The following is a 21,863-nucleotide window of genomic DNA, read 5'->3' as shown; positions in this document are numbered from 1 at the left end:
ACGGGCTGATTTCTCAGCCCGTCCGGCGATTGAGGACGAACGCGGCGAAGCCGGTGACCGACGGCGCCTAATGGTCGGCGGAGCCGGTTTCGGGAAAGGGTGGGATGGGGGAAAGACGGACCGCTCCCACCCCAGCTGCCCCCTCCAGCTCCAGCACCCACACCTCGTTCGTCCCCTCCCGCAGCACAGGACCGGGGACGAACAGCGAGGTCTGCGGGCCCGCCGACCAGTAGCGGCCCACATTGAAGCCGTTCACCCACACGAACCCCCGCGTCCAGGAGGGGAGTTCGAGGATGGCGTCGCCGGGCCCGCCGACCTCCACCGCGCCCCGGTACAGGCCGGGGCGGCCCGACGCCCCTTCCCCGGACACCGGCACCCCCCGTACGGCCTCCGGCGAGGAGAACGCGTCGAGCCGCAGCCCCCTGGCCTCCACCCCGTGCAGGTACTGCCGCTCATGCAGAATCCCGCCGGTGACGCCCTTCGCCTCGCCGGTCCGCGGCCCGTAGTTGACCCTCCCCAGGGACTCCACCCACAGCTCCACGCGCGCGTGCCCCGCGACAGGCTCGGCGAGGGCGGGCTCCTCCTCGGTGAGGACGCCCGCCCGCACCCCGTCCACGTACGCCACGGCCCGGTCCCGCAGCCCCCGCACGCGCAGCGGATACGGCCGGCGCGGACCCGGCACGGTCAGTGCGTAGTGGACCAGGCCGCGGTCCACATCGAGCTCTTCGAAGGTGGGCGGTACGGCGTATTCCGCCAGGGGGCCGCCGAGCGACTCCATGACGGTGGACAGCGGCGCCCACTCGGTGAGGTCGACCGGAGTGTGTTCCGCGAGCGAGGGCAGCGGTGCGGGCGGCTCGGGCAGCGGGCCCTGCGCGTACGCGGCGAGCACCTCGCGGAAGCGCCGGAACTTCTCCGTGGGGCGCCCGAACTCGTCGATGGGCGCGTCGTAGTCGTACGACGTGACGTCCGGCTCCAGGACGCCGTCGTGCAGCGCGCCGCCGCCCCGGTTCGCCCCCGCCCACCCGGCGAAGTTCGTACCGCCGTGCGCCATGTAGAGGTTGACCGAGGCCCCGCACTCCAGGATCTCGCGCAACGCGTCCGCGGCGTCCGCCGCGTCCCGCACGACATGCTCCGCGCCCCAGTGGTCGAACCAGCCGCACCAGAACTCCATGCACATCAGCGGCCCCTGGGGGCGGTGCCCGCGCAGCGTCCCGAAGGCCGCATCGGCCTGCGAGCCGAAGTTGACCGTGGCCAGGACGCCGGGGACGGACCCGCCGGTGAGCATGTGGTCCTCGGGGCCGTCGGACGTGAAGAGCGGCACGCTCACGCCCTCGGCGCGCAGCAGCTCCGCGAGGTGGCGGAGGTAGACCTGGTCCGAGCCGTAGCTGCCGTACTCGTTCTCCACCTGCACCATGATCACGGGGCCGCCCCGGTCGTGCTGGCGCGGGACGACCTCCTTCAGGAGGCGGCCGAACCAGCGGTCCACGTGCCCCAGGTACTCCGCGTCACGGGTACGCGCGCGTGCCCCCACGGCGCCCGTCAGCCAGTGCGGAAGGCCGCCGTTCTCCCACTCGGCGCAGATGTAGGGCCCCGGCCGGACGATCGCCCACAGGCCCGCGTCCCGGGCGGCGTCCAGGAAGCGGCCGAGCGCCTCGACGTCGCTGTACTCCCCGGGGTGCGGCTCGTGCAGGTTCCACGGGACGTACGTCTCCACGCAGTTGAGCCCCATCGCACGCAGCATCGCCAGGCGGTGGCCCCACTGTTCCTCGTGCACCCGGAAGTAGTGCAGCGCACCGGAGAGCAGCCGCACGGGCCGCCCGTCCAGTTCGAAATCGTCCTCGCCCACCCTGAAGCCGTTCATCGTGTCCTTGTGTCCCTCTCGCTCACGGACTGCTCCGCCACGATCACCCCTGGCGGGAGGCAGGGTCCATGGACAAAGATCGAGGTGGGTTGGACGCAGCGAGCGGGCCGCGGCCCGGACGGAAGGGGCACAAGCGGATGTACCACACCTGGATGCGGTATTTCACGCCGAGCCCGGCCCACCACCGCCTCGGCCTCGCCTGCCTCGGGGTCGGCCTGCAACACGGCCTCCTGCCGACCGTGGGACCGCGCACACTCGACCACCACGTGGCCGTCGTCGTGAGCGCGGGTGGCGGCTGGTTCCAGGGGCCCGACGGCAGACGTACGACGGTGACGGCGCCCGCGCTGATCTGGCTCACCCCCGGAGTGCGCCACCACTACGGGCCCGACGCGGAGAGCGGCTGGGACGAGTGCTTCGTCGACTTCACGGGGCCCGCCACGACGACGTACACCGAACTCGGCTTCATCGAACCCGACCGGCCCGTGGTGCCGCTCTCCGACGCGACAGGGGCGCGGGCCGCCGTCGGGCGCATCGCGCGGGCGGCACGGCGCGGCAACCCGCTCCTTGAGGTCGAGACCGGCGCCGCCGTCCACGAACTGCTCGTCGCGCTGCGCCGGGCCCGCGCCGACATCGCCCCCGACGGCGACCCCGTGCTCCAGGCCCTCGCCCGCGACGCCTTCCAGCCACTCTCCGTCGCCGAGCACGCGTCACGGCACGGCATGACCCCCGCGGAGCTGCGCACGGCGGTGCGCAGGGGCGCCGGCTGCAGCCCCAAGGACTACCTCCTCGGCATCCGTCTCGGGCGCGCCAAGGAACTGCTCGCCGCCACGGAGCTCCCGGTCGCGGCCGTCGCGCGCCGCGTCGGCTACGACGACCCCGCGTACTTCTCGCGGCTGTTCACACGCCGCGTGGGGATGGCGCCCGTCCGCTTCCGTGAGCAGCAGGGACGCGCGGTCCCCGGCGGCTGGTCCCAGCAGATTCCCGACCCCGACCACCCGCCGATTTTGCGCTCTTCCGCCGTCGGGGGCGAAGGACCCACCACGTAGGCTCGTCCACCATGACCACCAGCCACACAAGTGACGCGAACGGCGCCGGCGCCCCGGACGCCACGGACGCAGCCGTGCGCGCCGAGCTGTCCCGCCTGCGCGACAGCATCGACAACATCGACGCGGCCGTCGTCCACATGCTCGCCGAGCGCTTCAAATGCACCCAGCAGGTCGGCTATCTCAAGGCCAACCACCAGCTCCCGCCCGCCGACCCCGCCCGCGAGGCCCGCCAGATCGCCCGCCTCCGCGAACTCGCGGAGAGCGCGAAGCTGGATCCGGCGTTCGCCGAGAAGCTGCTCAACTTCATCATCGCGGAGGTCATCCGCCACCACGAGACGATCGCCAAGTCGTCCTGACACGGCCTCGCGGCATCCGCGCGGGCGTCCGCATCGCTAAGGGCCGAGCCCCGATGTCCGGGCACCCGGCACCGTTGTCAGTGACATCAGGCAGCATGGACCCATGCCCGTACTGACGCGCGACGAAGCGCAGACCCGAGCCCGGCTCATCGACGTCCACCGGTACGCGGTGGAGCTGGACCTGACCCAGGGAGCCGAGACCTTCGACTCCCGTACCGTCATCCGGTTCTCGGCGCTCGGCGAGCCCACGGCCACGGTGGACACCTTCGTCGAGCTCAAGCCCGCCGAGCTGCGCTCCATCACCCTCGACGGCCGGCCGCTCGACCCGAAGGACCTCGTCGAGAACCGGCTCCCGCTCACCGGACTCACCGCGGGCGAGCACGAACTGCGCGTCGACGCCTCCATGCGGTACTCGCACACAGGCGAGGGCATGCACCGCTTCACCGACCCCACGGACGGCGAGGCGTACACGTACACCCAGCTGTTCATGGAGGACGTGCAGCGCGTCTTCGCCGCATTCGACCAGCCCGACCTGAAGTCCGTCTTCGAGCTGACCGTCACCGCCCCCAAGGGCTGGACCGTCCTCGCCAACGGCGTGACCGAGCACGTGGGCGGCGGGACGTGGCGGGCCGCGGCGACGCCGCTGATCTCGACCTACCTCGTCGCCGTCGCCGCGGGCCCCTGGCACTCGGTCCGCACCGAACACCGCGGGCTGCCCTTCGGCATCCACTGCCGCCGCTCCCTCGCGCCCTTCCTGGACGCCGACGCCGACGAGATCCTCGACGTCACGCGCGCGTGCTACGACCGGTATCACGAGAAGTTCGAGGAGCCCTACCCCTTCGACTCGTACGACCAGGCGTTCGTCCCCGAGTTCAACGCCGGAGCGATGGAGAACCCCGGACTCGTCACCTTCCGCGACGAGTTCATCTACCGCTCCGCCGTCACCGAGACCGAGCGGCAGACCCGCGCCATGGTCATCGCCCACGAGATGGCCCACATGTGGTTCGGCGACCTCGTCACCCTCAGGTGGTGGGACGACATCTGGCTGAACGAATCCTTCGCCGAGTACATGGGCTTCCAGACCACCGCCGAAGCCACCCGCTTCAAGGACACCTGGACCGACTTCGGCGTCGCCCGCAAGGCCTGGGGGTACGACGCCGACCAGCGCCCCTCCACCCACCCCGTCGCACCCGACCCGGACGCCGTGCCCGACACCGCGTCCGCGATGCTCAACTTCGACGGCATCTCGTACGCCAAGGGCGCGTCCGCCCTGCGCCAACTCGTCGCCTGGCTCGGCGAGAAGGACTTCCTCGCCGGTATCAACACCCACATCGCCCGGCACAAGTTCTCGAACGCGACCCTCGCCGACTTCATCGAATCCCTCGCCCACAACACCGACCGTGACGTGCACGGATGGGCCGAGGCCTGGCTGCGCACCACCGGCGTCGACACGCTCACCTCGACGGTCACGCACGACGCCCGGGAGTGGACCCTGGCCGTCGACCGCGACGGCAGCCGCCCCCACCGCATCGCCGTCGGGGTGTACGACCGCGACCTCACCGACACCCAGGACCTCGTCCTGCGCGAGCGGTACGAGACCGACGTCCCCCACTCCGGGCCCGCCGCCCCCGCGCGCGACGGCGGGCGCCCCGCCCTGATCGTGCCGAACGACCAGGACCTCACGTACACCAAGATCCGCCTCGACGAGGTCTCCATGGAGACGGCCCTGCGCAGCCTCTCCCGGGTCCCCGACGCACTCACCCGCGCCGTCCTGTGGAACAGCCTGCGCGACATGGTCCGCGACGGCGAACTCGAAGGCACCACCTATCTGGAGACGGCCCGCGCCCATCTCCCCGACGAGACCGACCTCGCCCTCGTCCAGGGCGTCCTCGCCTTCGCCACCACCCACGTCGCGGGCCGCTTCGTGCCCCCCGCCCAGCGGTCCATCGCCCTCACCACGCTCACCGAGCTGTGCCGCGACCTGATCCGGCGTACGGAGGACGGCTCCCACCCGGGACTCCGGCTCACCGCCGTGCGCGGCTTCATCGACGTGGCGACGCGCCCCGACCCCCTCCAGGAATGGCTCACCGAGGGCACCGTCCCCGGCGGACCCGAGCTCGACCCCGAGCTGCGCTGGCGCGTCCTGACCCGCCTCGCCGTCCTCGGCGCCGCCGACGAGACCGCCATCGCCGCCGAACTGGAGCGCGACCCCAGCGCCACCGGCCAGGAAGGCGCGGCCCGCTGCCGGGCCGCACTGCCCGACCCGGAGGCCAAGCGCCGCGCGTGGGAGGCGATGTTCACCTCCGACGACCTCTCGAACTACCTCCTCACCGCCACGGCCCAGGGCTTCTGGCAGCCCGAACAGGCCGATCTCGTACGGGAGTACATCCCCCGCTACTACGAGGACGCGGTCGCCCTCGCGGCCCGCCGCGGCCCCGCCATCGCCGACGTGGCGGGACGGTGGGCCTTCCCCGCCACCTCGGTGGACGCCGAAACACTCCGCCTGGGCGAACAGTGCCTGCGCGACGCGGACCCGATCCCGGCCCTGCGCCGCAAGCTGGCAGACCAACTGGACGACTTGGCAAGGGCACTGCGAGTACAGGAGGCGACAGGTTCCTGAGCCCCTACGGGCCCCGGTAGGGGCGTGAGGAGCCGCGCGACAAGCCCCCACCGGCCCGCAGGTCCCTCACCGCCCCTCCCCGCGCGCGAGCACCTAGCACTACCGCCCACGCCAACACCCTCTCTCCGCACGGCAATACCACTTTCGGGTTCGGATCGTCGAGGTCCCCGGGCGCGCCGTCTGCTCGGCAGACAGGCTGGAGTCCCAGTCCGCGCGCACCCGAAGGACGCCGCCCATGTCTGCCATGAGCACCCCGCCGCCCCTCGCCGGAGGCGCCCACGGACCCGACGCGCTGCGGCCGTTGCTCACCACCACCCTGGAGGCCCTGCGCACCGGCGCGACCGCGCGCGGCGGGCCACTCCCGGCGGGCGGCCCCGCCGCCGTCGCCGCCCGGGTGCGAGAGGCCGCGGGGGAGGTCCTGCCCGCCCGGGGCGAAGGCGCCGAAGCGGCCCTGCGCACACTGGTCCACGCACTCGCCGAGGGCGCAGCCGACCCCGCGGACGCGCTGTGCGCCGCCCACCTCCACTGCCCGCCGCTCGCACTCGCCGTCGCCGCCGACCTGGCCGCGTCCGCACTCAACCCCTCCATGGACTCCTGGGACCAGGCCCCCGCCGCCTCGGAGATCGAAACCCTGGTCACGCGCGCTCTCGCCGCGGAGGCCTACGGAACCGGCAGGGGAGACGCCCTCGTCACCACCGGCGGCACGGAGTCCAACCAGCTCGCCCTGCTCCTGGCCCGCGAGCGCACCGCCGCGCACGGCCCCGTCCAGCTCATCGTCGGCGAGAACGCCCACCACTCCCTCGGCCGCGCCGCCTGGCTCCTGGGCATGCCCGAACCGGTCGTCGTCCCCGCGCCCGCCGGTGTCCTCGACCCCGCCGCACTCGACGAAGCGCTCTGCGAACTCACCGGACCGCCCGGATCGTTCCTCGTCACCGCCACCGCGGGCACCACCGACGCCGGACTCATCGACCCCCTCGACCAGATCGCCGACCTCTGCGCACGCCACGGCGCCCGCCTGCACGTCGACGCCGCGTACGGCGGCCCGCTCCTCTTCAGCGACGTACGCAGCGTGCGCCTGCACGGCATGGAGCGCGCCGACAGCATCACGTTCGACCTGCACAAGCTCGGCTGGCAGCCCGTCGCCGCCGGTCTTCTCCTGGTCCGCGACCCGCACGACACCGCGGCCCTCGGCCACCACGCCGACTACCTCAACGCGGGCGACGACACCGAAGCGGGCCTCCCCGACCTCCTCGGCCGCTCCCTGCGCACCACCCGCCGGCCCGACGTACTGAAGATCGCCGTCACCCTCAAGGCACTCGGGCGTGCGGGCATCGGCGCGCTCGTCGACCAGGTCTGTGCACAGGCGGAGGAGTTCGCCGGGCTCATCACCGCACACCCCGGCTTCGAGCTCCACGACCTGCCCGTCATCAGCACGGTCCTGTTCCGGCCCGTCGGCGCCGACGACGACCACATCGCGTACGTCCGGCGGGAACTGCTCGGCCAGGGCCGTGCCGTGCTCGGGCGCGCCAGGATCGACGGACGCCGCTGGCTCAAGGCCACCCTGCTCAACCCGCACACCCGGCCCGGCGACCTCGCCGAGCTCCTGAAGCTCGTGGAAGGAACCACCCCCCGATGACCGGCCAGAACGACAAGCCCGCCCCGCCGCTCACCACCCCCGAGGACCCCCGGGACCTGGTCGGCATCGGCATCGGCCCCTTCAACCTCTCCCTCGCCGCCCTCGCCCAGCCCCTGCCCGGCCTCGACGCCGCCTTCTACGAACAGCGGCCCGGCTTCCACTGGCACCCCGGGCTCCTCATCGACGGCGCGAGCCTCCAAGTGCCCTTCCTCGCCGACCTGGTGACCCTCGCCGACCCGGCGAGCCCCTGGTCCTTCCTCAGCTACCTCAAGTCCCGCGAGCGCCTCTTCCCCTTCTACTTCGCCGAGCGTTTCCACATCCAGCGCGCCGAGTACGACGCCTACTGCCGCTGGGTCAGCGAGAACCTGCCCGCGCTGCACTTCGGCCACCAGGTCGACGCGGTGCGCTGGAACCCCGAACGGGATCTCTTCGAAGTCGACTTCACGCAGCTCGACGCCGAGGGGGAGGCCGAGGCGCTCGGCCGGACGTACACGAAGAACATCGTCGTCGGCGTCGGCACCGCGCCCTACATCCCCGAGCCCCTGAAGCCCCTCGCGGACGCCCCGGCCGTCCCCGTGATCCACTCCGCGGACTACCTCCTGCACCGCGACCGGCTGCTCTCCGCCGACCACATCACCGTCATCGGCTCGGGCCAGTCCGGCGCCGAGGTCTTCCTCGACCTGCTCAAGCACCGGCCTGCGGGCGCCGAGAAGATCCACTGGCTAGCCCGCACCGAGGCCTTCGCGCCCATGGAGTACTCCAAGCTCGGCCTGGAACACTTCACCCCGGACTACACCCGTTACTTCCACTCCCTGCCCGAGAACGTGCGCGACGGCCTCGTCCCCGACCAGTGGCAGCTCCACAAGGGGATCGACGCCGACACCATCGCCGCCATCCACGACGAGCTCTACCAACGCACCCTGCACGGCGGCTGGCCCGACGCCGTCCTCACCCCGGGCGTCTCCGTGCGCACCGCGGGCCGCGTCGCCAACACCCGCGTGGAACTCCACCTGGAACACCTCCAGCAGGGCACCCGCTCCCGCCTCACCACGGACGCGGTCGTCCTTGCCACCGGCTACCGCGAGCGCCCCCTCGACCAGCTCCTCGCGGGCCTCGACCCCTACATGCGCAGGGACTCCTCGGAGCGCCCCCGCATCGACGAGCAGTACCGCCTCGTCCTCGACCCCTCCATCACCGGCGGCGGCGGGAACGTCTACGTCCAGAACGCCGAGCGCCACACCCACGGCGTCGGCGCCCCCGACCTCGGCCTCGCCGCCTGGCGCAGCGCCACCATCCTCAACAGCCTGACGGGGACGGCCCCCTACCCCCTCCCGGAGCGCACCGCGTTCACCAGCTTCGGCCTCCAGGAACCGCAGGCCCGCGCTGCCACCGGTCTCATCGGCGAGCAGCGCGGCAACCTCGTACGGCTCAAGAACTGACGAGCTGACGAGCTGACGAGCTGACGAGCTGATGTGCTGATGTGCTGATGGGTTGACGGGCGTCAGAACACCGGAGTGCCGTCCCGGGTCAGCTTCCAGTCCACCGACGCGAACGTCGCCGGGTCGATCGTTCCCTTCGCCTGGACCCACTGGATGATCGTGTTGCGGATCTCGTCCGAGTCCGCCCACAGCTGCTTGGCGGCGGCCACGTGCGGGAAGTTCCCTCCCCCGCTCGCCCGGTAGTTGTTGACGGCGAGCACGAACTCCGCCTTCGGGTCGATGTCCTTGCCGTCGAAGCTCAGCTTCACGATCCGCGAACCCACGGGCTTGGCGATGTCGATCTCGTACGTCACGCCGTACAGCGCGTCGTAGTTGTAGTCCGGAGTGTTGTCCGCGTTCGTCAGCTTCTCCGGGTCCACCGGGCCGCCGGCCGCCGTCCGGACGTAGTAGCGAGCCGAGTACTCCAGATACTCCTTGAGCTGCGCACCCGTGATGAGCCGCGCCTCAAGCGTGTTCTCGAACGGGTAGAGACCCGCCGCGTCCTTGATCGTCACCTCGCCCGCCGGGATGCCCGCCGTACGCGAGAAGCACGAGGCCTGCGAGAGCACGGGCAGCGCCGCGTACTGGCCGCCCGCCAGCGCCCCCTTGACCGTCTCCGCCTGGACATGGCTGATCAGATCGATGATCGCGACATCCTTGTACGGGCCTTCGGCCGTGCTCATCGCCTGTGTCGACGTGCCGATGACCTGGTTGACGTACGCGACGACCTTCTTGTGCTCGTCGGCGAGGAGCCCGGTGATCTTGCGGTCCTCCGCCGCCGTCTTGGAGTTGAGGACCTTCGCGCCGACCTTCTCCACCGTCCAGCGGCCCTTCTCCCACACCAGGTCGAAGTCGAAGAGCGTCAGGCGCTGCCCCCACTTCAGCGGCTCGGACAGGACGACCTTCTTGCCGGTCTTCTTGTTCTCCACGAAGTACTCGGGGATCTCCGTGTGCGCGTGCCCGACCAGGATCGCGTCGATACCGGGCACCTGCTCGGCCACCAGACCGGCCGCGTTCTCGATGTACGGGAGCTGGTCACCGTACGAAGAGGTGCCGCTGGAGCCGGAGTGCGCCGAGACGATCACGACGTCCGCGCCCATGGACCGCAGCTTGGGCACCCACTTCGCCGCCTGCTCCTCAAGACCCGGGAACGTCATCTTGCCCTGGACGTTCACCTTGTCCCAGATCGCGATGCCGGGATTGGTCAGACCGAGCACAGCCACCTTCACGTCGCGGCCGTGCGGGGTGCGCACGCGCTTCATGAAGTACGGCGGGAAAGCGGGCCTCTGCGTCTTCGCGTCGAGCGCGTTGGCGCCGAGCAGCGGGAATTCGCACTGCTCCTCGAATTTCCGCAGAACCGGAATGCCGTAGTTGAATTCGTGGTTGCCGAGCGCCGCCGCGTCATAGCCGATGCGGTTCATCGCCTGCGCCATCGGGTGGACCGGGCCGCGCTTCGCGGTGATCGGGTCGATCTTCGCGTAGTAGTACGACAGCTGGGTGCCCTGAATGGTGTCGCCCGCGTCGATGAGAAGCGTGTTGCGGCGGCCTCTCTCCTCGCGGATCTCGTTCACGAGGGTGGAGATCTTCGCCAGGCCCACGTCGTTGTGGTCCTTGTCGTCGAACTCCTTGTCCGTGAAGTAGTCCCAGTTGAAGACATTGCCGTGCAGGTCCGTCGTGCCCATGACGGTGAACGAGTACCGCTTCTTCCGCTTGGCGGGCTTCTGGGGCGCGTGGGCCGACGCGGAGGGCGCGGCGGCCACGCCGCCCGCGAGTGCCACACCCGTGGCTGCGGCGGACTTGCCCAGGAACTTCCGGCGGTTCAGCGGCATTTCGTACTCCCCTTGGACCCTTGGTCGATCAATGTAACGCGCGTAGATTCTGACCCCGGCGGACCCACCGGCAACAGACCTCGCAGGTTTCGATCCGATGACTGTCCGGTGCCGCGTCCGGATGACTGTCCGGTGCCGCGCGCCCAGATGACTGTGCGGTGCCGCGCCCCGATGACTGTGCGATGCCGCCCCCCAGTGCAAGAGTGGCCGCATGGACGAGACCACCCCCACCGTCGCCCCCTACGGAACCCCCGACGCCCCGCGCCTGGCCGTCAAGGGCGAGGCGCACCTCGAAGTCGACCCCGAGATCGCCCGCATCGGCATCACCGTCAGCGCCCGCGGCACCGACAGGCGCGACGCCCTGAACGACCTCACGCGCCGCAACGCCACCGTCATCGACCTGGTGAAGACGTACGGCGAATCCGTCGAGAAGCTGGAGACCGGCGCCTTCTCCATCAGCCCCGAACTGACCAAGCACGGCCGCGGCGAACGCGTCCGCGCCTACCACGGCCGGGTCCACGTCACCGCCGAGCTCACCGACTTCACCGCGCTCGGCGAGCTCACCACACGCCTCGCGGACCTCGAACTGACCCGCGTCGACGGCCCCTACTGGGCCCTGCGCCACGACTCGCCCACCCACCGCGAGGCCCGACAGCAGGCCGTCAGGGAAGCGGTGCAGCGGGGCCGCGAGTACGCCGAGGCGCTGGGGACGGGCCTGGCCGCCCTCGTCGAGCTCGCCGACATCGGCGCCGAGAACGCCCAGCCGTACGGCTACGGCGGCCCGTCACCCGCCATGCGCACCGTCGCGTACGGCGGGGCGGCCGACATGGGCGAGGAAGCCGCACCCCTCGACCTCGAACCCCAGCGGCAGCACGTCTACGCACAGGTCAACGCACGCTTCACGATGACACCGCCGCAGCTGTAGCAACGGACTCGCGGCTGTCGCCACGGGGTCGCAGCCGTAGCAACGGAGCTGCGGCTGTCGCCACGGAGGGATCTACGCAGCGAGGCGCCTGGTAAATCGCTCATCAGAGCGGCGCCTCGCACAATTCAACACTTGTCAATAACCTTTCACGTAACGGTGGTTGAGTAGTCATGCCCAGCCAATTCTCTACCCACCGGTAAGGCCTAGGCTCGAAGTATGCGTCGAGCAAAAATCGTCTGTACCCTGGGCCCCGCCACCGACTCGTACGACCAGATCAAGGCACTGGTCGAAGTCGGAATGGACGTGGCTCGCTTCAACCTCAGTCACGGCACGTACGCCGAACACGAAGAGCGCTATCAGCGCGTTCGGAAAGCCGCTGACGAGACCGGCCGCAGCGTCGGCGTCCTCGCCGACCTTCAAGGCCCGAAGATCCGCCTCGGCCGATTCAGCGAAGGACCTGTACTCCTTGAACGCGGCGACGAGTTCACCATCACCGTCGAAGAAGGCGTCCAGGGCGACCGGCAGACCTGCGGGACGACCTACGACGGCCTCGCCGACGACGTCACCCCCGGTGAGCGCATCCTCGTCGACGACGGCAAAGTGACCCTGGAGGTCACAGCGGTCGACGGGCCCCGTGTCACCACCACCGTGGTCGAGGGCGGCATGGTCTCCGACCACAAGGGCCTCAACCTCCCCGGCGTCGCCGTCTCCGTCCCCGCGCTCTCCGACAAGGACGAGGCCGACCTGCGCTGGGCCCTGCGTTCAGGGTTCGACGTCATCGCGCTCTCCTTCGTGCGCAGCGGACGCGACATCGAGGACGTGCACCGCATCATGGACGAGGAAGGCCGTCGCCTCCCCGTCATCGCCAAGGTGGAGAAGCCACAGGCCGTCGAGAACATCGACGACATCGTCGCCGCCTTCGACGCGATCATGGTCGCCCGCGGCGACCTCGGCGTCGAGATGCCGCTCGAGCAGGTGCCGATCGTCCAGAAGCGCGCCATCAAGCTCGCCAAGCGCAACGCCAAGCCGGTCATCGTCGCGACCCAGATGCTCGACTCGATGATCGACAACTCCCGCCCCACCCGCGCGGAGGCCTCGGACGTCGCCAACGCCGTCATCGACGGCACGGACGCGGTGATGCTCTCCGGCGAGACCAGCGTCGGCAAATACCCCATCGAGACGGTCCGCACGATGAGCCGCATCGTCGAGGCCGCCGAGGAGGACATCCTCGCCAAGGGCCTCCCGCCGCTGACCGAACGCAGCAAGCCCCGCACCCAGGGCGGCGCCGTGGCCCGCGCAGCGGCGGAGATGGGGGACTTCCTCGGAGCCAAGTTCCTGGTGGCCTTCACACAGTCCGGCGACACCGTCCGCCGCCTCTCGCGCTACCGCTCCCCGATCCCGCTGCTCGCCTTCACCCCGGACCGGGCGACGCGCTCACAGCTCAACCTCACCTGGGGCGTGGAGACCTTCCTCGGCCCGCACGTCGAATCAACCGACGCCATGGTCAACCAGGTCGACGAACTCCTCCTGAAGTACGGCCGCTGCGAGCGGGGCGACGTGGTCGTCATCACCGCGGGCTCCCCGCCCGGAGTCGCGGGCTCCACCAACCTCGTCCGCATCCACCACATCGGCGAGGACGACAGCCCGAAGTAGGCGGATCGGATACATGGGCCGAGGGGCCGCTCCAGAAGGAGCGGCCCCTCGCTCTTCGGCCTGCGTGCCTAGGGCGTCACGATCGCGAAATGCGGATCCGGCTTCTCCACCACACCGAGCAACTCGGCGAGAAGCGACGCGTCACCCTCGACCCCGATGTCCCCGAGCCCCTTGCCACCCAGCATCGCGAGCAACTGAGGCTTCGTCATCGTCAGCGTGACACCCGCGTCCGGGTCCTTCTCCGTATCGCTGCGATACGTCAACACGCCGTTCCGCAACGTCAGATGCCAGACCTTCCCCAGTGCCGGAAGACTCCAGTCCATCCGCAGCTTCAGATCCCACGCCTTCGGACCGTTCACACGGATCGCCACCGAATCGATGAGCTGATCCACGGAGAGCGCCATCAACATGTCCGCACTCGTCACGGTCGTCGGGGACGCCGCCACACCCTCACGCAGCTCCTGAGCGCCCATCAGATAGAAGTTCCGCCACACGGCGTTCTCCGACGCCTGCCCCAACTTGACGTACAACTGCGCAAGTTCGGACTTGGCGGCCTTGTGCCCCGGGTCCGCGAACACCACATGGTTGAGCAGCGTCACCGCGAACCGCAGATCACCGTCGCGCGCGAACGCCTTGGCCTTCGCGACCGTCGCCGTACGGCCTCCCATCGCCTTCACATAGCGCTTGGCCTCCTCGACCGGCGGATGCTCCCACAGGTGCGCCGGGTTGCCGTCGAACCAGCCCATGTACCGCTGGTAGACGCCCTTCACATTGTGACTCAGCGACCCGTAGTACCCGCGGTTCGCCCATACGCCGGCGAGCGCGGGCGGCAGCACGATCTCCTCGGCGATCTCACGCCCCGTCATCCCCGCGTTGATCATCCGCAACGTCTGGTCGTGCATGTACGCGTACAGATCCCGCTGCTGTTCGAGCAGCTCCACGATGGTGTCCCCGCCCCACGTGGGCCAGTGATGCGAGGCGAAGGCGACATCGGCCCGCCCGTCGAAAAGGACCACCGACTCACCCAGATAGCGCGCCCACTGCCGGGCATCGCGCACCTGCGCACCGCGCAACGTGATGATGTTGTGCATCGTGTGCGTCGCGTTCTCCGCCATGCAGACGGCACGCAGCTCGGGAAGCAGGAAGTTCATCTCCGCCGCGGCCTCGGTCCCCGGCGTCATCTGAAACTCGATCCTCACCCCATCGACAGTCTCGACCTGACCCGTCCTCGTGATGTCCTTGGTCGGCGGAATCAACCCGATCGACCCCACCGAAACGGTCTGCCCGAGACCGCAACCGATCTGCCCCGCAGGGGATTTGGGCAGCTGCGCTCCATACATGTATCCGGAGCGCCGCTGCATCGCCGTCCCGGCGTAGACGTTCTCCGAGACGGCATGCTCCATGAAACCCTCGGGAGCGAGGATCGGTACGTCGTCCCCCGCACCGTCCGGCAGCACACCGCGGCAGCCGCCGAAGTGGTCGACGTGCGGATGCGTATAGATGAGCCCGGTGACCTTCTTGTCGCCCCGGTGCGCACGGAACAGCTTCAGGGCGGCGGCCGCTGTCTCCGCCGAGATCAGAGGATCGATGACGACGATGCCGGTGTCGCCCTCGATGATCGTCATGTTCGACAGATCGAGGCCGCGCACCTGATAGACGCGGTCCGTGACCTTGTAGAGCCCCTGCTTCGACACGAGCCGCGACTGCCGCCACAGGCTCTTGTGCGCGGTCCTGGGCGCATCGCCCTTGAGGAAGTCGTACGCGTCGCCGTCCCAGACGACCTGACCCTTGGCGTTCTTCACGACACCCGGAGTGAGGGCGGCGATGAACCCCTTGTCGGCGTCGGCGAAGTCGTCCCCGCCCTCGCTGGTGCCCTCGCGGTCGACCGCGAACGCGGTGTGAGGATTCATGGCCACGGCCGCTGCGGCAGCACCCGCGGCGGCGACGACGAAGCTGCGCCGGTTCAAAGGAGTCATGGGGCCGAAGATCGCAGCGGGGCGGAGGACGGGGCAAGGGTCCGCCGGGAATTTGGGACAGGTCCCAGGGCGGGTGGGGGAGAGGGGTGACGTGTCCTATTGCGGGAGGGGCGCCGGGGTCAGTACTTGGGACCTATGTGGGTGTCCATGAGGGCTACGGATTCCCTCCGGGCGACGGAGATGTTGTACGGGTTGCCCTGACGGGTGCAGTGCTTCCATTCGACGCCGAGCTTGTCGAGGGTGTCGGTGTAGAGCTCCCGGATGTCGTCGGAGACATTGGTGAACCAGTACCTGGGGTACTCGTAGCGCTTGCGCTCCCCGCCGACCATGCGCGTCGTCCAGTTGATGTTCCGGCAGCCGTCCGAGTGGATGAGCCCTCGGACGAAGTCCCATGGATGGGCGTCGACGATCTCCTGCTGCCAGGGTTCCAGGGCGATGGTGCGGTTGTGCTTCTTGCCGGGGCCGTGTTGGGGAAAGAGGCAGGGCCAGTGCTTACTGGAGCAGGTGACTGTGACGCAGCCTTGCTTCTTCACACGGCATACGCGGTTGTCCGGGCGCGCGGAACGGATGGCGGTCTCGCATGCCTCGATCAAGCCGGGCCAGGTGTCGGCGCACACGATGCGGAGGAAATAGACGCCTCGTCGACCTGCGCTGATGCAGCCGTCTCCCAGGTAGAGGCCCAGGAGGTACGAGTACGCGGCGGGGTTTTCAGGGGGAGTGGGAGTGTCACGGCAGCGCGGGCACGGGACTGCATGGACGAGCGGCTCGATGCGGCTCTGCCAGGAGCGGATCGCCGCGCGCGATATGCCGGTTTCCATGCTCACGGAGTTCAGGCTGCGACCTTGGCCGACCAGTGTGAGGGCCCGCTTGCGGGTGTCGGTGTCGTACATACGGCCGAGCTTGACTGGATCTTGACAGTCCGGCTGGCATACGAAGGCTCGTTCACCACGACGAGTGAAGATCGCCAACTGTTTGCACGACCTTCGAATCGAAGGAAAAGTGCCCCGAGTCGGATTCGAACCGACACTGTATGGGTTTTGAATCCATTGCCTGCTGCCAGTTGGGCTACCGGGGCTCGCGGAATCCAAGGTTTCCCCTGACCCGCTGCCAGACCACCATACCGTAGCTAGGTAGGCTCTTGGGAGCTGCACCCAGCCCTGATCTAGGAGCCCCCGTGACTTCCCCCGAGTCGCCCCAGCCCGTAGCCGATGACGACGACAAGTCGCACGTGCCTCCGCTGACGACCCGTGTCGTCATCGCAGAGGACGAGGCTCTTATCCGGCTCGACCTCAAGGAGATGCTCGAGGAAGAGGGTTACACCGTCGTCGGCGAGGCCGGTGACGGTGAGAAGGCCGTCGAGCTGGCCCGCGAGCACAAGCCGGACCTGGTGATCCTGGACGTGAAGATGCCCGTCATGGACGGCATCTCGGCGGCCGAGAAGATCGCCGAGGAGAGCATCGCCCCGGTGCTCATGCTGACCGCGTTCTCACAGCGTGACCTGGTCGAGCGGGCCAGGGACGCCGGCGCGATGGCGTACCTCGTGAAGCCTTTCAGCAAGACCGACGTGGTGCCCGCCATCGAGATGGCCGTCTCGCGCTTCACGGAGCTGAAGACGCTGGAGAAGGAGGTCGCCGACCTCACTCTGCGTCTGGAGACGCGCAAGCTGGTGGACCGCGCCAAGTCGATCCTTCAGACGGAGTACGGCCTCACCGAGCCCGCCGCGTTCCGCTGGATCCAGAAGACGTCGATGGACCGGCGCCTTTCGATGCAGCAGGTCGCGGAGGCGGTCATCGAGGACGCCGACGAGAAGAAGGCGGCGAAGGGACAGTAGGCGAAGGGGCGGTAGCGGCCCCGGACAGCTTGTCCTCGTACGCGAGGAGGCCCGCACCCCGAATCCGGGGTGCGGGCCTTCTCGTAGGCGTAGGCCTCGTATGCGCAGGCGCGTACGGAGTGCTCAGTCCTCGCCGAGGTACGCCTTGCGCACGGACTCGTCGTGCAGCAGGTCGTTCCCCGTCCCGGACAGGACGATCTTGCCGACCTCCATGACATGACCGTGGTCGGCGAGCGAGAGTGCCGCCTGGGCATTCTGTTCGACGAGCAGAATGGTCGTGCCCTGGGACTTGAGCTCGGAGATGGTCGCCATGATCTTCTGCATCATGATCGGCGAAAGGCCCATGGAGGGCTCGTCGAGCATGAGCAGTTTCGGCTGGGACATGAGTGCGCGTCCCATGGCGAGCATTTGCTGCTCACCGCCGGAGAGCGTGCCCGCCGCCTGTTTTCTGCGTTCCCCGAGAATGGGGAAGAGTTCGTAGGCGCGCGCGATGTCCTTTTCGATGGCGGGCTTGTCGCTGCGCAGATATGCGCCGAGCCGCAGATTGTTCTCGATCGTCATGCGCGGAAAGATGTGCCGGCCCTCGGGAGAGTGGGCGAGGCCGAGCGCGACGATCTGGTCGGCGCGGTATTTGCGCAGCGCTTTCCCGTTGAATTTGATGGAGCCGCCGACCGGCTTGAGGAGCCCGGAGAGCGTGCGCAGCGTGGTGGTCTTGCCTGCGCCGTTCGTGCCGATCAGGGTGACGACCTCGCCGGCCTCGACCTTGAAGGAGATGCCCTTGACGGCCTCGATCTTGCCGTAGGCGACTTTGAGGTCCTCGACTTCGAGCAGTGCGGTCATCAGCTGTTCTCCTCGTCGCCCGTCGCGTCGGCCTCTGTGCTGCCGGGGGCGCCTTCGAAGGGCTCGCCCAGGTAGGCGGCGATGACGCGGTCGTCCTGCTGGACGGTTTCACTGTCGCCCTCGACGAGTTTCTCGCCCTGGACGAGTACGGCCACGCGGTCGCACAGGTTGAAGATGAAGCGCATGTCGTGCTCGATGACGAGTACGGCGATGCCCATGTCCCGGATGGCGAGGACGAGTTCCTCGGTGGCGCGGGTCTCCTGCGGGTTCATGCCCGCGGTCGGCTCGTCCAGGAGGAGCAGGCCGGGCTCGCTCGCGAGTGCCCGGGCGATCTCCAGCTTGCGCTGTTCGCCGTAGGGCAGGTTGCGGGAGAGGTGCTCCGCCTTTTCGGCGAGGCCGACGAATTCGAGCAGTTCCAGGGCGCGGGCCCGGGACTTTGCCTCGGCCTTGTGGAAGCCGGGGCCGCGCAGGAGGGCCGACCAGAGGCCTTCCTTGGTCCGCGTGTGGCGGCCGACGAGGACGTTCTCCAGGACCGTCATGTTGGCGAAGAGACGGATGTTCTGGAAGGTGCGGGCCACGCCGGCCGCGGTGACCTTGAACGATTTGCTGGGCAGGACCTTGCCTTTGTACCGGACTTCGCCCTCGGTGGGGATGTAGAGGCCGGTGAGGCAGTTGAAGAAGGTGGTCTTGCCCGCGCCGTTGGGGCCGATGAGGCCGACGATCTCGCCGCTGTTGACGGTGAGGTCGACGGAGCGCACGGCGGTGAGGCCGCCGAAGCGCATCGTGACGCCCTTGGCGTCCAGGACGGTCTCTCCGGCCGGCGTCGGGGCCGGGCTGTCCTTGCTGGTGGTGGTGTCGGTGGTCATGGCTCAGGCCCCTGTCTTGCTGAGGACTGTGGGTGGCGGCGTGTCGCCGGGAGCCAGGTCGGCCTCGTGGAATTCGAGCTGGCGGCGGCGGTTGGGGATGAGGCCCTCGGGGCGGAAGCGCATGAGCAGGACGAGCGCGAGGCCGAAGGCGAAGAGCTGGTAGTCGCCCAGGAACGAGAGCTTGCTCGGGATGAGGTAGAGCAGCGCCGCGCCGACGAGGGGTCCGCTGATGGTGCCCATGCCGCCGAGGACGACTGCGGCGAGCAGGAACGCCGAGTTGGGCGGGACCGTGTTGGCGAACTGGTACTGCTCGGGTGTCACGGTGTAGGTGACGTGTGCCTGCACGGTGCCGGCGAGTCCGGCGAGCGTGGCGCCGAGCGCGAAGGCGATGAGCTTCACGCGGAAGCCGTTGATGCCCATGGCGAGCGCCGCGGTCTCGTCCTCGCGGATGGCGACCCAGGCCCGCCCGATGCGGGAGTCCTCGCTGCGCCGGAAGACGAGGACGACGACGAGGGTGATGAGCAGCATCAGGAAGAAGTAGTTCGCGAAGCGGCCGATGGTGACGCCGAGGATGCTGTGCTCGACGCCCAGGTCGAAGCCCAGGATCTTGAGGTTCGGGATCGAGGAGATGCCGTTCGAGCCGTTCGTGATGTCCGGACCCGATGTGCCGTCGGAGTTCATCGCGACGAGCCGGAAGATCTCTCCGAACCCGAGGGTGACGATGGCGAGGTAGTCGCCGCGCAGTCGCAGGGTCGGGGCGCCGATGAGTACGCCGAAGACGAGCGATGCGCCCGCGCCGACCAGGATCGCGCCCCAGAACGGCAGGTGGACGTCGAAGGGTGAGGACGGTGAGCCGGAGACCATGGACGCCGCGTAGGCGCCGACGCCGAGGAAGGCGACGTATCCGAGGTCGAGGAGTCCCGCGAGGCCGACGACGATGTTCAGGCCGAGTGCGACGGTGGCGAAGATGAGGATGTAGACGCCGATGGTGGCGTACTGGTCGTCGCTCTGTGTGAAGGGGAAGGCCGCGGCGGCCAGGAACGCGCCGGTGAGTGTGATGTGGCGGTGGCGCGCGGTGTAGGTGGAGACCAGTGCGACGAGGCCCGCTTTGGTCAGCGCGGCGAAGCTGAAGGCCACGGTGACCAGGAAGCCGATGAAGAGTTCGTCGTACTCGGTGCCGATGCCGTAGGTGAAGACCAGCAGGCCCACCGCGAGCGCGGCGACGATGACGAGGATCTCGACGTAGTTGGGGAGCTTGCGGGGCGTGGGTGGTGCCTCGGCCGCGAAGGCGCCCTTGAAGATGATCATCCCGTTGCGCATGCGGTGCTTGAACTGCTCGCTGCCGGTGTCCTCGGCGTCGACCGCGTAGGTGTGCGGCCGGGTGAAGGGCAGGGCGAGGGCGCCGACGAAGGCGGCGAGGGTGGCGAGCGCGGCGATCCAGCCGCCGACTTCCAGGTTGGCGAGGCCGCCGAGCTGGTAGCTGATCGAGATGATCGTGTACCAGGTGGTGGCGAAGGCGGCGAGCGCCGCGTACTTGAGCGCGGCGTCGGCTCCGCCGGGAGCGAGGGCGCGTACGCCCTTGACGCCGTACGAGGCGAGGCCGAAGAGCGTCGTCAGGGCGCCGGCGATCAGGACGAGGACCTGGAGGCCGCCGGGGTAGCCGTAGACGGTGAGGTCGCCGGGGAACGCGGAGGTCCAGGTCCAGGCGAGGAACGTGGAGATGACGGTGAGGATGGCGCCGCCGGTGGCCAGTGCGCGGGCGGGTCCCTCGGGGATGGGGAGGAGGCCGGTGGGGGTGTGGTTCTGCTGGGGGCTCGGCGCGTCGGCCGCGGTGTTCTGTGTGGTCATGGTTGTCACGCCCTGTCCGCGACGCGCTCGCCAAGGAGGCCTTGTGGCCTGACGAGGAGTACGACGATGAGGAGTACGAAGGCCCAGACGTCGGCCCAGGACTGCCCGCCGAGCTGGCTCATGCCGGGGATGTCGTTCATGTAGGCGGTGGCCATGGCTTCGGCGACGCCGAGGACGAGGCCGCCGATCATCGCGCCGTAGATGTTGCCGATGCCTCCGAGTACGGCGGCGGTGAAGGCCTTGAGGCCCCAGAGGAAGCCCATGCGGAACTGGACTTCTCCGTAGCGGAAGCCGTAGGCGACGGCGGCGATGCCGGCGAAGGCGGCGCCGATCGCGAAGGCGACGACGATGACGCGGTCGGTGTTGACACCCATGAGCTTGGCGGTGTCGGGGTCTTGCGCGGTGGCTTGCATGCCGCGTCCGACGCGGGTCTTCATCACGAAGTAGCCGAGGGCGAACATGCAGATGGGGGCGGTGATCAGCAGGAAGATGTCGCCGGGCTGGATGGTGATGGAGCCGATGTGGATGGATCCGCCGGGCAACTCGGGGAAGGTGCGGGACGATTTCGCGTTGGGGTACCAGGCCCAGACGGCCTGCTGCAGCGCGAGGGAGAGTCCGATGGCGGTGATGAGGGGTGCGAGGCGGGGTGCGCCGCGCAGTGGGCGGTAGGCGAAGCGTTCGGCTCCGACCGCGATGAGGGTCGAGACGATGACGGCGCCTATGAGCATCAGTGGCAGGGCGAGCCACATGCTGGTGCCGCCCGGCAGCCAGAGCCAGACGGTGAGGGCGCCGAAACCGCCGACCATGAAGATCTCGCCATGGGCGAAGTTGATGAGCTGGACGATGCCGTAGACCATTGTGTAGCCGATGGCGATCAGGCCGTACATGGATCCCAGTAGCAGGCCGTTGACCAGCTGTTGCGGCAGTTCGTGCACCGCAGGTCCTCCGAGTCTTTCGGTGTCGTGCGGCGTGTTTTTTGCGGTCGGCCGTACGACTCAGGTGACGGATGCGACGCCGGGGGGGGGGGGGGGGGGGGGGGGAGGAGAGGGGGGGGGGGGGGGGGGGGGGGGGGGGGGGGGGGGGGGGGGGGGGGGGGTT

Annotated in this window: 16 protein-coding genes and 1 tRNA gene; 8 read left to right on the top strand and 9 right to left on the bottom strand. The window is 69.2% G+C overall.

Going from position 1 to position 21,863, the window contains the following annotated elements; all coding sequences use genetic code 11:
* Nucleotides 1–67: 67 nt before the first annotated feature.
* A complete protein-coding gene (locus ACZ5CR_RS37910; RefSeq protein ID WP_468866307.1) occupies nucleotides 68–1,861 on the bottom strand; it encodes a glycoside hydrolase family 35 protein in 1,794 nt (597 codons plus the stop codon).
* Nucleotides 1,862–1,998: 137 nt separating this feature from the next.
* Here ACZ5CR_RS37910 and ACZ5CR_RS37905 point away from each other — a divergent pair, with 137 nt between their 5' ends.
* The 5 genes from ACZ5CR_RS37905 to ACZ5CR_RS37885 all read left to right on the top strand — a co-directional run bounded on the left by ACZ5CR_RS37905 (nucleotide 1,999) and on the right by ACZ5CR_RS37885 (nucleotide 8,958).
* The gene (locus tag ACZ5CR_RS37905) at nucleotides 1,999–2,907 is read left to right on the top strand and encodes a helix-turn-helix domain-containing protein (RefSeq protein ID WP_389914515.1); all 909 of its coding nucleotides are present in this window, start codon (nucleotides 1,999–2,001) and stop codon (nucleotides 2,905–2,907) included.
* Between the two features lie 11 nt (nucleotides 2,908–2,918).
* Nucleotides 2,919–3,263: a chorismate mutase gene (locus ACZ5CR_RS37900; RefSeq protein ID WP_468866305.1), complete on the top strand. Its 345-nt coding sequence runs from the start codon at nucleotides 2,919–2,921 to the stop codon at nucleotides 3,261–3,263.
* 103 nt (nucleotides 3,264–3,366) lie between these two features.
* A complete protein-coding gene (gene pepN / locus ACZ5CR_RS37895; protein ID WP_468866304.1) occupies nucleotides 3,367–5,883 on the top strand; it encodes an aminopeptidase N in 2,517 nt (838 codons plus the stop codon).
* A 244-nt stretch (nucleotides 5,884–6,127) separates the two neighbouring features.
* Nucleotides 6,128–7,519 (top strand): pyridoxal phosphate-dependent decarboxylase family protein, encoded by a 1,392-nt coding sequence (locus tag ACZ5CR_RS37890; RefSeq protein ID WP_468866340.1) that lies wholly within the window; start codon nucleotides 6,128–6,130, stop codon nucleotides 7,517–7,519.
* On the top strand, nucleotides 7,516–8,958 hold the full coding sequence (locus ACZ5CR_RS37885) for a lysine N(6)-hydroxylase/L-ornithine N(5)-oxygenase family protein (RefSeq protein ID WP_468866302.1): 1,443 nt from the start codon (nucleotides 7,516–7,518) through the stop codon (nucleotides 8,956–8,958). The genes ACZ5CR_RS37890 and ACZ5CR_RS37885 overlap by 4 nt, the downstream gene beginning before the upstream one ends.
* Nucleotides 8,959–9,020: 62 nt before the next feature.
* On the opposite strand, the gene ACZ5CR_RS37880 is transcribed toward ACZ5CR_RS37885, so the two are convergent.
* Nucleotides 9,021–10,826: a bifunctional metallophosphatase/5'-nucleotidase gene (locus tag ACZ5CR_RS37880; protein ID WP_468866299.1), complete on the bottom strand. Its 1,806-nt coding sequence runs from the start codon at nucleotides 10,824–10,826 to the stop codon at nucleotides 9,021–9,023.
* 211 nt (nucleotides 10,827–11,037) lie between these two features.
* On the opposite strand from ACZ5CR_RS37880, the gene ACZ5CR_RS37875 reads away from it, so the two are divergent.
* Complete coding sequence (locus tag ACZ5CR_RS37875) at nucleotides 11,038–11,751, top strand: SIMPL domain-containing protein (protein ID WP_468866298.1); 714 nt, start codon at nucleotides 11,038–11,040, stop codon at nucleotides 11,749–11,751.
* 216 nt (nucleotides 11,752–11,967) lie between these two features.
* Nucleotides 11,968–13,404 carry a pyruvate kinase gene (gene pyk / locus ACZ5CR_RS37870; RefSeq protein WP_468866296.1) on the top strand — a complete coding sequence of 479 codons (1,437 nt, stop codon included), beginning with the start codon at nucleotides 11,968–11,970 and terminating at the stop codon, nucleotides 13,402–13,404.
* Between the two features lie 68 nt (nucleotides 13,405–13,472).
* Here pyk and ACZ5CR_RS37865 read toward each other — a convergent pair whose 3' ends face one another.
* The 3 genes from ACZ5CR_RS37865 to ACZ5CR_RS37855 all read right to left on the bottom strand — a co-directional run bounded on the left by ACZ5CR_RS37865 (nucleotide 13,473) and on the right by ACZ5CR_RS37855 (nucleotide 16,455).
* Complete coding sequence (locus ACZ5CR_RS37865; protein ID WP_468866295.1) at nucleotides 13,473–15,380, bottom strand: alkyl/aryl-sulfatase; 1,908 nt, start codon at nucleotides 15,378–15,380, stop codon at nucleotides 13,473–13,475.
* A gap of 119 nt (nucleotides 15,381–15,499) precedes the next feature.
* Complete coding sequence (locus tag ACZ5CR_RS37860; RefSeq protein ID WP_468866292.1) at nucleotides 15,500–16,270, bottom strand: transcriptional regulator; 771 nt, start codon at nucleotides 16,268–16,270, stop codon at nucleotides 15,500–15,502.
* A 110-nt stretch (nucleotides 16,271–16,380) separates the two neighbouring features.
* Nucleotides 16,381–16,455, bottom strand: a tRNA-Leu gene (locus ACZ5CR_RS37855).
* A gap of 99 nt (nucleotides 16,456–16,554) precedes the next feature.
* On the opposite strand from ACZ5CR_RS37855, the gene ACZ5CR_RS37850 reads away from it, so the two are divergent.
* Complete coding sequence (locus tag ACZ5CR_RS37850) at nucleotides 16,555–17,211, top strand: ANTAR domain-containing response regulator (RefSeq protein WP_344526157.1); 657 nt, start codon at nucleotides 16,555–16,557, stop codon at nucleotides 17,209–17,211.
* 123 nt (nucleotides 17,212–17,334) lie between these two features.
* Here ACZ5CR_RS37850 and ACZ5CR_RS37845 read toward each other — a convergent pair whose 3' ends face one another.
* Genes ACZ5CR_RS37845 through ACZ5CR_RS37830 form a run of 4 tightly spaced genes read right to left on the bottom strand, consistent with a single transcriptional unit; the run spans nucleotide 17,335 to nucleotide 21,700 of the window.
* A complete protein-coding gene (locus tag ACZ5CR_RS37845) occupies nucleotides 17,335–18,051 on the bottom strand; it encodes an ABC transporter ATP-binding protein (RefSeq protein ID WP_389914538.1) in 717 nt (238 codons plus the stop codon).
* Nucleotides 18,051–18,917 (bottom strand): ABC transporter ATP-binding protein, encoded by an 867-nt coding sequence (locus ACZ5CR_RS37840; protein WP_468866290.1) that lies wholly within the window; start codon nucleotides 18,915–18,917, stop codon nucleotides 18,051–18,053. The genes ACZ5CR_RS37845 and ACZ5CR_RS37840 overlap by 1 nt, the downstream gene beginning before the upstream one ends.
* A 3-nt stretch (nucleotides 18,918–18,920) precedes the next feature.
* On the bottom strand, nucleotides 18,921–20,765 hold the full coding sequence (locus ACZ5CR_RS37835) for a branched-chain amino acid ABC transporter permease (protein WP_468866288.1): 1,845 nt from the start codon (nucleotides 20,763–20,765) through the stop codon (nucleotides 18,921–18,923).
* Between the two features lie 5 nt (nucleotides 20,766–20,770).
* Complete coding sequence (locus ACZ5CR_RS37830; protein ID WP_453535045.1) at nucleotides 20,771–21,700, bottom strand: branched-chain amino acid ABC transporter permease; 930 nt, start codon at nucleotides 21,698–21,700, stop codon at nucleotides 20,771–20,773.
* Between the last annotated feature and the right edge of the window lie 163 nt (nucleotides 21,701–21,863).

It is taken from the genome of Streptomyces sp. NPDC031274 (assembly GCF_055570235.1).
Note: the sequence above shows the minus strand (reverse complement) of the source record. Positions and strands in the feature narration are given on the sequence as shown.